The 12,630-nt window shown below is 31.1% G+C and carries 17 protein-coding genes; 7 read left to right on the top strand and 10 right to left on the bottom strand.

The features are described 5' to 3' along the window. The first annotated feature begins 2 nt into the window (after nucleotides 1–2). Genes WA340_RS08525 through lepB form a run of 5 tightly spaced genes read left to right on the top strand, consistent with a single transcriptional unit; the run spans nucleotide 3 to nucleotide 4,392 of the window. The gene (locus tag WA340_RS08525) at nucleotides 3–911 is read left to right on the top strand and encodes a ParB/RepB/Spo0J family partition protein (RefSeq protein ID WP_027880661.1); all 909 of its coding nucleotides are present in this window, start codon (nucleotides 3–5) and stop codon (nucleotides 909–911) included. Further along, on the top strand, nucleotides 901–1,539 hold the full coding sequence (locus tag WA340_RS08520) for a DUF5683 domain-containing protein (RefSeq protein WP_336128491.1): 639 nt from the start codon (nucleotides 901–903) through the stop codon (nucleotides 1,537–1,539). The genes WA340_RS08525 and WA340_RS08520 overlap by 11 nt, the downstream gene beginning before the upstream one ends. A 48-nt stretch (nucleotides 1,540–1,587) precedes the next feature. Further along, a complete protein-coding gene (dapB, locus tag WA340_RS08515) occupies nucleotides 1,588–2,286 on the top strand; it encodes a 4-hydroxy-tetrahydrodipicolinate reductase (protein ID WP_336128490.1) in 699 nt (232 codons plus the stop codon). Between the two features lie 20 nt (nucleotides 2,287–2,306). After that, nucleotides 2,307–2,669 (top strand): four helix bundle protein, encoded by a 363-nt coding sequence (locus WA340_RS08510; RefSeq protein ID WP_336128489.1) that lies wholly within the window; start codon nucleotides 2,307–2,309, stop codon nucleotides 2,667–2,669. A 31-nt stretch (nucleotides 2,670–2,700) separates the two neighbouring features. Beyond that, nucleotides 2,701–4,392: a signal peptidase I gene (gene lepB / locus WA340_RS08505; RefSeq protein ID WP_336128487.1), complete on the top strand. Its 1,692-nt coding sequence runs from the start codon at nucleotides 2,701–2,703 to the stop codon at nucleotides 4,390–4,392. A 2-nt stretch (nucleotides 4,393–4,394) separates the two neighbouring features. Here the strand turns inward: lepB and WA340_RS08500 are convergent, their stop codons facing one another. After that, nucleotides 4,395–4,568 carry a hypothetical protein gene (locus WA340_RS08500; protein WP_304144985.1) on the bottom strand — a complete coding sequence of 58 codons (174 nt, stop codon included), beginning with the start codon at nucleotides 4,566–4,568 and terminating at the stop codon, nucleotides 4,395–4,397. Nucleotides 4,569–4,598: 30 nt separating this feature from the next. Here WA340_RS08500 and WA340_RS08495 point away from each other — a divergent pair, with 30 nt between their 5' ends. Continuing rightward, nucleotides 4,599–5,225, top strand: a complete 627-nt coding sequence (locus WA340_RS08495; protein ID WP_336128485.1) for a WbqC family protein — start codon at nucleotides 4,599–4,601, stop codon at nucleotides 5,223–5,225. Then, on the top strand, nucleotides 5,218–5,523 hold the full coding sequence (locus tag WA340_RS08490) for a DUF6122 family protein (RefSeq protein ID WP_336128483.1): 306 nt from the start codon (nucleotides 5,218–5,220) through the stop codon (nucleotides 5,521–5,523). The genes WA340_RS08495 and WA340_RS08490 overlap by 8 nt, the downstream gene beginning before the upstream one ends. On the opposite strand, the gene WA340_RS08485 is transcribed toward WA340_RS08490, so the two are convergent. The 9 genes from WA340_RS08485 to WA340_RS08445 form a co-directional block, all read right to left on the bottom strand. Further along, nucleotides 5,520–6,494 carry an endonuclease/exonuclease/phosphatase family protein gene (locus tag WA340_RS08485; RefSeq protein ID WP_317044600.1) on the bottom strand — a complete coding sequence of 325 codons (975 nt, stop codon included), beginning with the start codon at nucleotides 6,492–6,494 and terminating at the stop codon, nucleotides 5,520–5,522. The genes WA340_RS08490 and WA340_RS08485 overlap by 4 nt on opposite strands. Nucleotides 6,495–6,584: 90 nt before the next feature. Continuing rightward, a complete protein-coding gene (locus tag WA340_RS08480) occupies nucleotides 6,585–6,947 on the bottom strand; it encodes a four helix bundle protein (protein WP_304144996.1) in 363 nt (120 codons plus the stop codon). Nucleotides 6,948–7,002: 55 nt separating this feature from the next. Next, on the bottom strand, nucleotides 7,003–7,860 hold the full coding sequence (locus tag WA340_RS08475; RefSeq protein ID WP_336128477.1) for a rhomboid family intramembrane serine protease: 858 nt from the start codon (nucleotides 7,858–7,860) through the stop codon (nucleotides 7,003–7,005). Further along, nucleotides 7,861–8,685 carry a rhomboid family intramembrane serine protease gene (locus tag WA340_RS08470; RefSeq protein ID WP_336128476.1) on the bottom strand — a complete coding sequence of 275 codons (825 nt, stop codon included), beginning with the start codon at nucleotides 8,683–8,685 and terminating at the stop codon, nucleotides 7,861–7,863. A gap of 3 nt (nucleotides 8,686–8,688) precedes the next feature. After that, nucleotides 8,689–10,560 (bottom strand): DNA mismatch repair endonuclease MutL, encoded by a 1,872-nt coding sequence (mutL, locus tag WA340_RS08465; RefSeq protein WP_336128475.1) that lies wholly within the window; start codon nucleotides 10,558–10,560, stop codon nucleotides 8,689–8,691. A gap of 3 nt (nucleotides 10,561–10,563) precedes the next feature. Then, complete coding sequence (locus WA340_RS08460; protein WP_027880671.1) at nucleotides 10,564–10,845, bottom strand: hypothetical protein; 282 nt, start codon at nucleotides 10,843–10,845, stop codon at nucleotides 10,564–10,566. Between the two features lie 2 nt (nucleotides 10,846–10,847). Next, nucleotides 10,848–11,066: a hypothetical protein gene (locus tag WA340_RS08455; protein ID WP_336128473.1), complete on the bottom strand. Its 219-nt coding sequence runs from the start codon at nucleotides 11,064–11,066 to the stop codon at nucleotides 10,848–10,850. Between the two features lie 198 nt (nucleotides 11,067–11,264). Then, a complete protein-coding gene (ribH, locus tag WA340_RS08450) occupies nucleotides 11,265–11,744 on the bottom strand; it encodes a 6,7-dimethyl-8-ribityllumazine synthase (RefSeq protein ID WP_336128472.1) in 480 nt (159 codons plus the stop codon). A 6-nt stretch (nucleotides 11,745–11,750) separates the two neighbouring features. After that, on the bottom strand, nucleotides 11,751–12,521 hold the full coding sequence (locus tag WA340_RS08445; protein WP_336128471.1) for a tetratricopeptide repeat protein: 771 nt from the start codon (nucleotides 12,519–12,521) through the stop codon (nucleotides 11,751–11,753). Nucleotides 12,522–12,630: the final 109 nt, after the last annotated feature.

Genomic DNA, 12,630 nt, shown 5'->3' with positions numbered 1-12,630 from the left:
TTATGGCGAAAGCAACTAAGAAACAGGCTTTAGGACGCGGACTTTCAGCATTACTGAAAGATCCAGAGAACGATATTCAATCTGCAAAAGACAAAAACGCAGACAAAGTTATAGGTAATATTGTCGAATTAGAATTAGATCAAATTGAAATGAATCCATTTCAACCACGTACTAATTTTAATGAAGAATCGCTGCGCGAATTAGCCTCGTCTATTAGAGAATTAGGTGTTATCCAACCTATTACAGTTAGAAAATTAGGCTTTGAAAAATACCAGTTAGTTTCTGGTGAAAGACGTTTTAGAGCATCAAAATTAGTTGGTTTAGAAACTGTTCCTGCGTACATAAGAATAGCTAACGATCAAGAAAGTCTAGAAATGGCATTGGTAGAAAACATCCAACGTCAAGACTTAGACCCAATAGAAATTGCTTTATCTTATCAACGTTTAATAGACGAAATTAACCTTACACAAGAGCAAATGAGTGAACGTGTAGGAAAAAAACGAAGCACCATTGCTAATTACTTACGTCTTTTAAAGTTAGATCCGATTATCCAAACAGGTATGCGCGACGGATTTTTATCTATGGGACATGGACGTGCTATTATAAATATTGAAGATCAAAATATTCAACTTGAAATCTACGAAAAGATTTTAAGTGACAAACTTTCTGTAAGACAAACCGAAAATTTAGTTCGTAATTATAATCAAACTAGCGAAGTAAAAGTTCCTGCAAAACCTACAAAAGAAGAATTACCAAAATATGTTAAAAAAGGCATCACTGCTTTTTCAGAATACTTTGGACATAAAATTGACGTTAAAGTCTCTAGCAATGGAAAAGGAAAAATCACTATTCCTTTTCATTCTGAAGAAGATTTTAACCGTATAAAAAAGCTAGTCCAAGGTGATAAATAAGCAACATATTATTACACTTCTTTGTGTTATTTTTTGCTGTATTCTTCAAGCACAAGAAGATAACAGCAATAAAAAAGCAGACACAACAAAAACCAACAAATTACCTAAAGGATTAAAGGAAAAGGACGATATAGCTTTAGCAGACTCTAGTAAAGTAAAAAAAGTTAAGCTTCCAAGAGAATATGACCCTTTAGCACCTTCTCGTGCTGCATTTTATTCTGCAATTTTACCAGGATTAGGACAAGCTTATAACGGTAAATACTGGAAAGTACCTATTGTTGTAGGGGCAATAACTACAGGTATTTTATTTTACGATCATAATAACAAACAATACAATCGTGTTAGAGATGCTTACAAGAGAAGACTTGCAGGTTTTACAGATGACGAGTTTTATGGTAGACTAACAGATGATGCACTAAGAGATGCACAACAAACATTTAGACGTAATAAAGAATTATCTTTATTAATTACATTTGGTCTTTATGCTCTAAATATTGTAGACGCAAATATAGACGCTCATTTATTACAATATAACATAGACGAAAACTTAAGTTTAAAGCCGCATTACAAACTAAATGATATTGATAATCAAGGAGATTTAGGCTTAACACTAAACTTTAAATTTTAACTTCTTATAAATTGAAGCTAATTTTAGTTTCATTTAAATACATAAAAAATGAAAATCGCATTATTAGGCTATGGTAGAATGGGTCAAGCTATTGAGCAAATTGCCATAAACCGAGGACATGATATTGTAATAAAAACAAGTAGTAATACAGGTTACAATATTAAAGAAGCAGATGTTGCTATAGATTTTAGTATTCCTAATGCTGCTTTTAATAATATTTCAAACTGTCTAAATAATGATGTGCCTGTAATCTCAGGTACAACAGGTTGGTTAGATAAATATAATGACGCTGTTTCGCTGTGCGAAAAAAATAAAGGGGCATTTATATATGCTTCAAACTTTAGCTTAGGTGTAAACATTTTTTTTGAACTAAATGAAATTTTAGCAAAAATGATGACTAAACTAGATGACTACAAGGTAGATATCGAAGAAATTCATCATACAAAAAAATTAGACGCACCAAGTGGTACTGCTATAACTTTAGCAGAAGGCGTAATAAAAAATCACAGTCAATATTCTAATTGGAAATTAGACGAAAGTACAGAAAACATACTTCCAATAACTGCAAAACGTATTCCTGATGTTCCTGGCACACACATTATTACTTATAAAAGTGATATTGACACCATAAAAATTGAACACGAAGCACACAGTAGACAAGGTTTTGCTTTAGGTGCTGTTATCGCTGCCGAGTGGATTATTGGTAAAACAGGTGTTTTTACTATGAAAGATGTGCTTTCTCTATAATGATTAATGCAGAATGAATAATGACTAAAGATTTAAAAGATAGAACAAAAAACTTTACGCATAGATGCATTAAACTATCTTTAAGTCTACCCGATAGCTATTTAGGAAATCACATTAAAAAACAGTTGATAAGATGCTCTACATCTGTAGCTCCAAATTACAGAGCTACCTGTATAGCTCAATCAAAAAAAGCTTTTATATCAAAAATTAGTATTGTTATAGAAGAAATAGATGAAAGTAATTTTTGGATTCAATTTTCTATAGATGAAAATTTAATTACTTTAGAAAAATGTAAATCTTTGTTAAAAGAGTCTGATGAGCTAACAAGAATTTTTATTTCATCTAGAAAAACTGCAAATTTGAACATTAATACTAATCAATAATAATTAGACATTAGTCAATAAAACTTAAATTATGAGTGGAACTCAGTGGATTATATTTTTCTTTATCATTCAACTTTTACACGGTTTAGCGACTTGGAAGTTATATATAAAAGCAGGAAGAAAAGCATGGGAAGCATTTGTACCTGTTTACAATGCTGTTATCTTAATGAAGATTATAAACAGACCTTGGTGGTGGACAATCCTTTTATTTTTACCAATAGTAAACCTTATCCTGTTTCCAGTAATTTGGGTAGAAACAGCAAGAAGTTTTAACAAAAACAGCACTCAAGATACTTTTTTAGCCATTATTTTATTAGGGTTTTATAACTTCTATTTAAGTTATGGCGCAAAGGACTTAAAATACAGAGAAAACAGAAGTCTACATCCTTTAACCGAACTTGGTGACTGGGTAAGTTCTATTTTATTTGCAGTTGTCGCTGCTACAATCGTTCACACTTATTTTATTCAGCCTTTTGTAATTCCTACTTCGTCTTTAGAAAAAACTTTATTGGTTGGTGATTTCTTATTTGTTAGTAAAGTAAATTATGGCGCGCGTACACCACAAACTACAGTTGCTGTGCCAATGATACACGATGCTGTTCCAGGAACTACAGTTCCTTCATACATAAAAAAACCACAATTACCATATTTTAGATTACCAGCTTTAGAAGAGATAGAACGTAACGACATTGTTGTTTTTAACTGGCCTGTAGATACGCTGGTAAATATTAATAATCCTTACGGAGAAGTTAGATACAAACCTGTAGACAAAAAGACCAATTATGTAAAACGTTGTGTGGGATTGCCTGGTGACTCTTTATCTATCAAAGAAGGTTATGTTTATATTAACGGAAAGAAAAACGAATTACCTGACAGAGCTAAACTTCAGTTTTTTTATACTGTAATTTTAAAAAACAACGTTTCACAAGAATTCTTAGATCAGTACGGAATTACAGAATACACAAGAGTATTTCAACTTAAAAAATCAATTTTTGAGAATGAAAAAGTTCAACAATACATCAAAGCAAACGGTATTAATTTAACCGTTGTTTCAGATGATGGCGACATGGTTGCTTTTAAAGGCAATGTGTCTCAAGACATGTATGATAAATTAAAAATTAATTTTTCTGATAAAGCATTAAACATTAATCTTACAGAAGAATTAGCTACAAAAATTAAGAGCAATCCTAATGTAGTTTCGCTTAAAAAAGATTTATCAACACAACCGGAAAATGATATTTTCCCGCGTACGCCAGAATATAGTTGGAATAAAGATGAATTTGGCCCAATTTACATTCCACAAGCAGGAAAGACAGTCGACTTAAATTTAGAGGTTTTACCGCTTTACAAACGCATAATTACTGCTTATGAAGGTAATACTGTAGATGTAAAAGGTAATCAAATTTTAATTAATGGTGAAGTTGCAAATACCTATACTTTTAAACAAGATTATTATTGGATGATGGGTGATAACAGACACAATAGTCAGGATGCAAGAATGTGGGGCTATGTACCATTTGACCACGTGGTTGGAAAACCTGTTTTTGTTTGGATGAGTTGGGATAGCAACGGTAAAGGATTAGACAAAATACGTTGGAACAGATTATTTACTACCGTTGGTGGCGAAGGTAAACCAACATCGTATTTTATTCCATTTTTAGTGGTATTAGGAGGTATTTTTGCATTTAATAAATTTAGAAAACGTAAGAAGAAAACAGCTTAAGTTTAGTTCATGCTTTTTTGTTCATCAAACCTTTTTTCAATTTGTTCAACAGGGTCTTTTTTTGACCTAAAACCACGATTCATACCAGAACCTATGTAGTCTTTTAACGGTTTATCAACATTTGGCAATATCAAATTTCTAAACCAGTTATTTATTGTTTTTAAAAATGAAATCATAATTTAAAAGTACAAAAAACGCATTAACAAATGAAAGCACTTCTTCATCCAACATATTTCCCTAGTATTGCACAATGTGTTGCTATTGCTAAAGCTGAAGATTTAGTGTTTGAAAAACATGATAATTTTCAAAAACAAACGTACCGTAACCGCACATATATTTATGGCGCAAATGGCAAATTACAGTTAAGCATTCCTATAATTCATAGTCATAAAAACAGACAACTATATAAGGATGTAAAAATTAGTAATACAGAAAAATGGCAACAAATACATTGGAAAAGTCTTGAAGCTGCTTATCGTACGTCTCCTTTTTTTGAATATTATGAAGATGAATTTATTCCGCTTTTCGAAAAACGTCACGAGTTTATTTATGATTTCAATTTAAAATGTTTTGAAGTTGTTAGCGATTGTCTTCAGTTAGATTTGGATATTACTTATACTGAAAGTTATCAAACAGAACATGATAATTTAAAAGACTTTAGATCACTTGTCAACGCCAGAAAAGAGCCTGATTTCAACTTTGAAAACTACAGACAAGTCTTTTTTGATAAATGTGGATATATAGATAATTTAAGTGTATTAGACTTATTGTTTAATGAAGGAACAAACGCTTTAACTTATTTAGAAAACCAAGAATTACCAACGCATGTATAAGCCAATTATACATTACGGAATTCATTTTTTATTACCGTTAATCGTTGCGCTTTTTCTTTTTAAAAACCAATGGAAAAAAGCCTATGTTATTATGATTTTAGGTATGCTAATCGATTTAGACCATTTATTAGCAACACCTATTTTTGCACCTAACAGATGTAGCATTAACTTTCATCCGCTTCACTCCTATTATGCTATTGCTATTTACATACTACTTCTAATCCCCAAAAAAACACGCTTAATTGGATTAGGCTTAGCTATACATATCTTAGCAGATAGTGTAGACTGTTTACTTTAGTTATCTTTTAAGCTTAATCTTGTCATTATAGGATAATGATCAGAATACTCTACATCAAAAGTCTTAAAACTATCTACTTCAAAACTTTGGTCTGCTAGAATAAAATCGATTCTTAAAGGGAAAAACTTAAAATCGTAAGTACGTCCAAAACCATTACCTTGCTCTTTAAAAGTATCTTTTAAATCGCCTTTTACTTGATTGTATATATAAGAAAAAGCAGAGTTATTAAAATCTCCAGAAATAATCATTTTGTAAGGAGAGTTAGATTTATGTTTCAAAAATAATTCGGCTTGAGTTTGTTGCTTTTTAAAAGTTTCACCTATACCGTTAAAAATTTTTTCACCTTCTTCTTGAGTTAAATTTTCTGCTTTAGTATTAAGTCGTAAAGATTGAAAATGTACATTATAAACTCTAACTGTATCTTTATCTTTTACAATATCTGCAAAAATGGCATTATTAGCAGTATTAGGAAAATTAATTGATCCAGAATTAATTATTGGATATTGAGAAAAAATAGCTTGACCATATTTTGTTTTTTTACCCTCTAATTTTTCAAATTTATATTTAAAAAAAGATAAATCTACAGATTGATGTGGATGAAACTCTTGTATACACAACACATCTGGTTGCTCTTTTTTTACAAAATTAGTCAGCTTAGTTTGGATGTCTTTTTCTGCTATCCAATCGTAAAGATTAAATAAGCGTACATTATAATTCATCACAGATAGACTACTTTCTATATTTTTTTCGGAGTTTGAAAACTTATAAAAGGAACCAAATAATAGATAACCAATAGCTATAACTAGTAAAGAAAGTATGAGTTGCTTTTTGACTTTAAACAACCAATACACAAAAAATAATACGTTCAATAAAATTAAAAAAGGAACACCTAAACTTAGCACAGAAAGTGTAGCAAATGTTTTTGGAGGTACATGAGGTAAAATATAAGATAACAATAGTAGAAAAGCCACAATAGAATTGAGGAAAAAAACGATTTTTTCAAAAAATTTCAACTTTTTCATACTTTTAAGTCAGATGTTTTATGACCGTTGACAGTTGTTTTAATCTGACAATGTTTTACGAAAAGCTAATAACATATTCATAAGATGAAACGAAGTCTTATAATATTCTTCAAATTTTTTTTCTTTAAAATAATGTCTTCTTTTAGCTTTGTGTAAACAAGTGATAACTTCAGCTAAAGAACGAATTGCATAACCTATAAACCTATTTTGTTCAGGATTGGATTGTCCTATTGAACCTTCAGCTATATTTAAAGCAATTGAATCTGATGCTCTTCTTAATTGTGACGAAAGATTATAAATTTCATGTTGAGGAAAGCCGTTAGAAACTGAATTCATTTCTTCTCCAAAATCCATTGACATTTGCCAAATTTTTAGCTTTTCAAATTTAAATTTCGCATCCATAAATTGAATCTTAATTAGATTATCATCCGTCTTAAGTCATCTGTCATACAACTTACTATTTTCCTGCTCTAAAAAGAAAATCTTTCTCTTCTTTAGTCAGACTATCGTAACCACTTTTACTTATTTTATCTAGAATAGTATCTATTTTCTTTTGTGTGTTTAGCTCGTTAAATTCCTTTTTATCATAACCAGCTACTTTACTTTTTGTTTTATGAACGGTTTTTAAGTTTGATTTATTATTTGGCTTAAACCAACTAGCTATATTATCCATAAAACGACCAAAACCTGCGCCTATATCATTGCCTTTTTCTAATTGTTTTGCATAAACAAAACCTAGTAAAGCTCCTCCTAAATGTGCTAAACTTCCACCTGCGTTACTACCAAACAAACCTATAATATCAAAAGCTACAAATGCTACAGCTATCCACCATAATTTTAAATTGAAAGTAAAAAATCTTATATTTTTATCGGGTAAATAAGTGCTTATAAAAATTAATAATGCACTAACGCCACCAGAAGCACCAATTAGATAAGCATTTGCTGAAAAAAAACTAGAAAAAACATTATAACCAAATAAAAAGGCTAAACCACCTACAATTATTCCTAAAAAATAAATATTAAGCGCCATTTTAGGATTGAATAAGTTCATAAATATTCTTCCTAAAAGGTACAACCAAAGCATATTAAAAATCATATGAAATAAACCAAAATGCACAAATCCATAAGTAAAGATTGTCCACGGTTTATATAATACATCATAAAAATCGCTTTGTAGTCTTAACCATTTAAAAACACTAGGAACAATAGGATTTAATATTAATGCAAGCAAAAAGATAATCACATTAATGACTATAACTTTTTCTAGCACATTAAGCCTAGCGTATTTATATTTTAATTGATCTATTTGACTCATTTATCTATCCCAACGATTTTGATTAAATTGATTTTTCTTCCAATACCACATAATAAAAAATCCGACTAAAGCACCACCAACATGCGCTAAATATGCGGTATTACTTGGACTAAAAAATGATTGTCCTGTAACAGCAGATATCACATCTAAAATAATTATCCCGGGAATAAAATATTTAGCTTTTATAGGAATTGGTAAGAAAATCATCATTAGCTCTGCATTTGGATTCATCATACCAAATGCTGCTAAAATCCCCATTATACAACCTGATGCTCCAACCATTGTACTGTTATTAATAAGTACATTTGTTTCAAAAAAAGTTTTAAAGGTGCTATCTGATAATAATGATGAAATATTATGTTCATCCATATATGGTATTATTTGCTCTTGTAATAAAGCACCTTTAAACTGTCTTCCTTCTAAAATATTAAAATTAATAATATCTGAAATAACTTCTTTTGAAAATCCTGCTTCTAATAATTGATTATAAGCGGGTAAATAATCCCAATAATATCCTGCTAACTGAAACAATGCAGCTCCTAAACCTGCAGAAAAATAGATAAACAAGAACTTATTTCTTCCTAAGCGATATTCTACGGGAGAACCAAACATCCATAACGCAAACATATTAAAAAAGATATGTCCAATACTACCGTGCATGAACATATGTGTTACTATTTGCCAAGGCTTAAAACCATCACTTGCAGGAAAATGAAGCGCAAACCATTCATAAAAAGCTTCGCCGCCACCAACAGTAACCGTTCCAATGAAAAAAATTACATTGATAATTATAAGGTGTTTTACGGTATCTGAAATTCTCATCATAACTTACATAAATTTCTTTTCAAGTTCATCTACTGTCATCGTAATAAACGTTGTTTTATTGGTCGGTGACACACTTGGTTCTTTACAAGCAAACAGCCTGTTTACTAAGTGTTCTTGCTCTGTATTTGTTAAGGTTTGTCCTGTTTTTATAGCTAAACTTTTTGCCATAGATTTTGCTAACATATCCGCTGCCGAAAAATGACTATCTGGCACTTCGTTTTCTACATCACTTATTAGCTGCTCTAAGATTATAGACACTTCGCTTTCTGGCACATTTACAGGTACGCCTGTAATCACTACAATTTCATCTTTAACATGTGTAAAGACAAATCCTGTAGCTTCTAAATCTTCTTGTAGTTGTTGAATTAATTGAATTTCTTGCTTAGAAAAATGTAATTCTAACGGAAATAATAACTGCTGACTTACGCCTTCTTTTACAGTTATATTTTGAAGGTATTCTTCATACAATACACGTTGATGTGCCTTATGCTGGTCTATAACCAACATACCCGATTTTATTGTACTTATTATAAACTTATTATTAAGCTGATATGTGGTTTGCTTATGTTCAACTTCATTTTCGTTGTCAAAAATTGAAGCGGTTTCTGGTTCGCTTTCAAAAGTTACTTCGCTAAAATTTGAAGCCGATTGATTGCCTTTAGATTCTAATCCAACATACAAACTTTCCCAAGATGTTCCTCTATCTTTTTTAAATGAAGGTGAAGTTGAAAATGAAGATGCAGATGAAGACGATTTGCTAGTAACAACTTCATCTTTAAAGGGATTAAAACTACTATCTACCTCAACTGAAGGTGCAGATTTTTGTTGATAATTATAAGGCGTATCTAAGTTGGCATCGCGTTCAAAATCTAAAACTGGTGCAATATTAAACTGTCCCAAACTATGCTTTACTGCAGATCTTAAGATGGCGTACAATGTATGCTCATCGTCAAATTTAATCTCTGTTTTTGTTGGGTGAATATTAATATCTATGGTTTGCGGATTTACCGTTAAGTTTAAAAAATAACTTGGTTGCGCACCATCTTTAAGCAAACCTTCAAACGCTGAATTTATAGCATGATTTAAATAAGCGCTTTTAATAAAACGATTATTTACAAAGAAAAACTGCTCATTACGACTTTTCTTGGCAAATTCTGGTTTACCTACAAATCCAGAAATGGTTAGTACCTCTGTAGCTTCTTCTACAGGCACTAATTTTTCGTTGGTTTTAGTCCCAAAAATATTAACTATACGCTGTCTATAATTGCTTTCTGGAAGATTAAATGTTTCGCTTCCATTATGAAACATAGAAAATGTTATACTTGGATGCGCTAATGCCACACGATGAAACTCGTCTATCACATGACGTAATTCGACAGCATTAGATTTTAAAAAATTTCGTCGTGCAGGAATATTAAAAAATAAGTTTTTTACAGCTAACGATGTTCCTTTTGGTGTTACGACTACATCTTGACTTTTAACTTCGCTACCTTCAATTTCTATACAAGTACCAAGCTCGTCATCTTCCTGTTTTGTTTTTAGCTCAACATGTGCAATTGCAGCGATACTAGCTAAAGCTTCGCCACGAAACCCTTTAGTATTTAATTGAAATAAGTCTTCTGCATTTCGGATTTTTGATGTAGCATGACGCTCAAAACTCAATCTAGCGTCGGTTGCACTCATGCCTTTTCCGTTATCGATAACTTGTATTAATGTTTTACCAGCATCTTTTACAATTAATTTTATTATTGTTGCTCCAGCATCAATTGCGTTTTCTAAAAGCTCTTTTACGACAGATGCAGGACGTTGTACTACTTCTCCTGCAGCAATTTGATTAGCAACATGATCTGGTAATAATTGAATGATATCTGCCATATTTTAATTTGGGAAGAAAATGGATAGGTCAAAACCAATAATCAATAAAAATAAAAACACTAAGACTGCAACAATTATCAAAATGCGTCTATTTGCAGCTTGATCTGGGTTATGTTTTAACTCGTCTATTGCGTTATTAAATTTTTGTTTTATGTTTTTGTTATCACCTACCGTTGTTCTAAAATCGTCAAATTTGTGTTTTATTTCATATGGGCTTCCTTCACCTTTATAATATCTTGGTGTGTAACTAAACTTTTTATTTTTTCGTCTTGTTAGAAGTCCCATAATTATTTAATTTTTGTGTCTAAGTAATACATTAAGATAGCAATAAATACTAAAAGTCCTATTAAAAGGAACAAGGTATTACTCTTTTTTCTTCCAGAAATAGAAGGTCTTGCCTCGCTCCAACTAGATTTCATACTTTCTTTTAATTGCGAAGCAGAATCGTTGTCTTTATTAAAACGAGATTTGTAAGTAAATGTTTTATTTTTTCTTTGACCAAACAATGCTAAATGGTATTACTAGTAAATTCAAATTTACTGAAAATACTAGAGATTGCTGGTTAGAGAATGCTAAAAATTGTTAACAAAAGGGAATAGTTAGCAATTAGCAATTAGCAATTAGCAATTAGCAATATTAAACAAACTATCATTGACTACACACTAAATACTGAAAACTCAATAATCAATACTCTATACCGAAATCTAAGCGTTCTCCCTTAATTGTGCCATTTTTAAGGCAGCTACAGCAGCTTCTACACCTTTATTACCATGTTTACCGCCAGAACGGTCAATTGCTTGTTGCATATTATTATCTGTAAGTACACAGAAAATTACAGGTGTTTCGTGCTGTACATTTAGATCTTTAATCCCTTGTGATACAGCATCACATACAAAGTCAAAATGCTTTGTCTCGCCTTGTATAACACTACCAATTGCAATAACAGTGTTAACCATTTGCTCTTGCATTTTTTTACTTCCGTAAATTAGCTCATAGCTACCTGGCACATGCCAAACTAAAATGTTGTCTGGTGTAACACCATGTTCTAAAAGTGTGTCTTTTGCTCCTTTTAAGAGACCTTCGGTAATATTGTCGTTCCATTCTGAAACAACAATCCCAAACCGAAATTGCTTTCCGTTTGGGATTGATGCTTTATCGTAAGCTGATAAATCTGTTGTTGCCATATTTTTTTATTTTGACATCGCTTGTGCTTTTCCTATAAATACTTCTGAGTTTTTAGCTTCAGGAGCATCTGGATAGTTATCTTTAATTTTGTTAAATAAGTCTAATGCTTTAGAAGTATTACCCATATTTAAAGCTGTTACACCTGCTTTATATAAAAACGTTGGTGTAGTAAATTCGTTTTGACGTAAGTTAGCTGCTTTTAAATAATAGTCTAAAGCCTGCTCTTCTTGGTTTAATTGCATAAACGCATCACCTATTGCTCCTTTAGCCATTGGCGCTAAAGCTTCGTCTTCACTTTTAAAATCGTCTAAGTAAGCAATTGCTTTTTCGTAGTCTTTTAAATTTAAGTATGCCATACCTGCATAGTAGTTTGCTAAGTTACCAGCATCTGTACCACTATATTGATCTACAATATCTGTTAATCCTAACTTACCTTCTCCTCCACTTAAAGCTAAATTGTATAAAGAGTCTTTATTTGCTGTAGCTGTTACAGCATCATTAAAATACTTTTTTGCTTGGTACATTTCATTCATAGCAGTTGCTTGTTTTGGTTTTGCTACAAATTGTTGGTAACCTAAGTACCCTAAAACTAAAGCAGCTACAACACCAATTACAATAAAAATGTTCTTTTGGTTTTTCTCTACAAACTCTTCTGCTTTGTTAGCAGACTCATCTAAAGTATTAAATACTTCTGCTGTTGTAGATTCTTCTTCTACTTCTATTTCTTTTTCAACTTTCGTCTTAGGTTTGTATCCTCTTTTCTTATACGTTGCCATACTTCGTTTTATTATTGCGCACAAAAATATAATTTTTCTTCATAAATAAAAGTCTATTTATTTGATATTTTTCAATAATTTGCACTTCTTATTGTGGTAACACTATTTA

Source organism: Mesoflavibacter sp. CH_XMU1422-2, from assembly GCF_037029245.1.
GTDB lineage: Bacteria > Bacteroidota > Bacteroidia > Flavobacteriales > Flavobacteriaceae > Mesoflavibacter > Mesoflavibacter zeaxanthinifaciens.
This window is presented reverse-complemented; position numbering and strand designations above follow the sequence as displayed.

Bases quoted from the DNA above. Each gene is read 5' to 3' on its own strand.
- WA340_RS08525 (WP_027880661.1), top strand. From the start codon at position 3: ATGGCGAAAGCAACTAAGAAACAGGCTTTAGGACGCGGACTTTCAGCA.
- dapB (WP_336128490.1), top strand. From the start codon at position 1,588: ATGAAAATCGCATTATTAGGCTATGGTAGAATGGGTCAAGCTATTGAG.
- WA340_RS08510 (WP_336128489.1), top strand. From the start codon at position 2,307: ATGACTAAAGATTTAAAAGATAGAACAAAAAACTTTACGCATAGATGC.
- lepB (WP_336128487.1), top strand. From the start codon at position 2,701: ATGAGTGGAACTCAGTGGATTATATTTTTCTTTATCATTCAACTTTTA.
- WA340_RS08500 (WP_304144985.1), bottom strand. From the start codon at position 4,568: ATGATTTCATTTTTAAAAACAATAAATAACTGGTTTAGAAATTTGATA.
- WA340_RS08495 (WP_336128485.1), top strand. From the start codon at position 4,599: ATGAAAGCACTTCTTCATCCAACATATTTCCCTAGTATTGCACAATGT.
- WA340_RS08490 (WP_336128483.1), top strand. From the start codon at position 5,218: ATGTATAAGCCAATTATACATTACGGAATTCATTTTTTATTACCGTTA.
- WA340_RS08480 (WP_304144996.1), bottom strand. From the start codon at position 6,947: ATGGATGCGAAATTTAAATTTGAAAAGCTAAAAATTTGGCAAATGTCA.
- WA340_RS08475 (WP_336128477.1), bottom strand. From the start codon at position 7,860: ATGAGTCAAATAGATCAATTAAAATATAAATACGCTAGGCTTAATGTG.
- WA340_RS08470 (WP_336128476.1), bottom strand. From the start codon at position 8,685: ATGATGAGAATTTCAGATACCGTAAAACACCTTATAATTATCAATGTA.
- mutL (WP_336128475.1), bottom strand. From the start codon at position 10,560: ATGGCAGATATCATTCAATTATTACCAGATCATGTTGCTAATCAAATT.
- WA340_RS08460 (WP_027880671.1), bottom strand. From the start codon at position 10,845: ATGGGACTTCTAACAAGACGAAAAAATAAAAAGTTTAGTTACACACCA.
- ribH (WP_336128472.1), bottom strand. From the start codon at position 11,744: ATGGCAACAACAGATTTATCAGCTTACGATAAAGCATCAATCCCAAAC.
- WA340_RS08445 (WP_336128471.1), bottom strand. From the start codon at position 12,521: ATGGCAACGTATAAGAAAAGAGGATACAAACCTAAGACGAAAGTTGAA.